Here is a 1196-nt window from a genome sequence, read left to right on the forward strand (position 1 = left end):
GGTAATCCTCCCTAAAAATAATAGATGCCAAATGTAGAATTTTCTCTTATTGTAAACACAGGAGAAAATTATGAAAAAAGCACATTTTACAGACAGTCAGATCCTTGCCATTTTAAAACAAGCAGAAAGTGGCGTACCTATTCCTGAGCTATGCCGTGAACATGGCATGGGCAACTCAACCTTTTATAAATGGCGCGCTAAATACGGCGGCATGGATGCGTCTTTAATGACACGAATGAAAGAGCTTGAAGATGAAAATCGCCGTTTAAAGAAAATGTATGCTGAAGAGCGGCTAAAATCTGAGGTCATTCAGGAGGCAATGGCAAAAAAGTGGTAAAGGCTTCTGAGCGCAAAGTCTTGGCACATGAAGTCGTTAGCAAAAATAAAATGAGTATTGCCTTAGTCTGTCGTACTTTCATGATAAGTGAAACATGCTATCGCTATACGCCAAAACTATCTGATGAAAATGAGAAAATTGCAGCGTTGCTATTGGATTTAAGCCAATGTCAGCGAAATTGGGGATTCGGTTTATGTTTTTTATATTTACGCAATGTCAAAGGCTACACATGGAATCATAAGCGCGTTTACCGCATTTATCGTGAGCTTGAGTTAAACTTGCGGATCAAGCCTAGGAAACGCTTAAATAGAGATAAGCCTGAGCCATTGGCAGTACCAGAAACCATCAATGAATGCTGGTCAATGGATTTTATGCATGACCAATTAGCGGATGGCAGAGCGTGTCGGTTGTTTAATGTCATTGATGACTTTAATCGTGAAGGGCTGACTATTGACGCTGATTTATCACTGCCTGCTGAACGTGTGATCCGCTCGTTAAATCAAATTATAGAATGGCGCGGTAAACCAAAAGCTATCAGATGTGATAATGGCCCAGAATATATTAGCAAGCAACTAGCGCAATGGGCGTTGAATAATGATATCGAATTACGGTTTATTCAACCCGGTAACCCGCAACAAAATGCTTATGTAGAGCGGTTTAATCGAACGGTTAGGTATGACTGGCTAAGTCATTATATTTACAGTGATATTAGTGAGTTACAAGATAAAGCTACCGATTGGTTATGGACTTATAATAATGAACGCCCTAACATGGGCATAGGTGGGATAACACCCATACAAAAACTGGAAAAGTTAAACAACGGAAATTCTACAGATAGCCTCCATTAAAAATGGGGGGA

Annotated in this window: 1 protein-coding gene; it reads left to right on the forward strand. The window is 39.9% G+C overall.

Features of this window, described 5'->3' with window-relative positions; all coding sequences use genetic code 11:
* Window positions 1-70: 70 nt before the first annotated feature.
* Window positions 71-1185 (forward strand): IS3 family transposase gene (locus tag ACJJVZ_RS01420; protein WP_405597496.1). Its coding sequence is split into 2 segments (ribosomal slippage): window positions 71-323 and window positions 323-1185, totalling 1116 coding nucleotides; the frame shifts between segments, so codons are not numbered across the junction.
* The last annotated feature ends 11 nt before the right edge of the window (window positions 1186-1196 follow it).

Source organism: Pseudoalteromonas sp. Ld19 (genome assembly GCF_045064135.1).
Taxonomy (GTDB): Bacteria; Pseudomonadota; Gammaproteobacteria; order Enterobacterales; family Alteromonadaceae; genus Pseudoalteromonas; species Pseudoalteromonas aliena.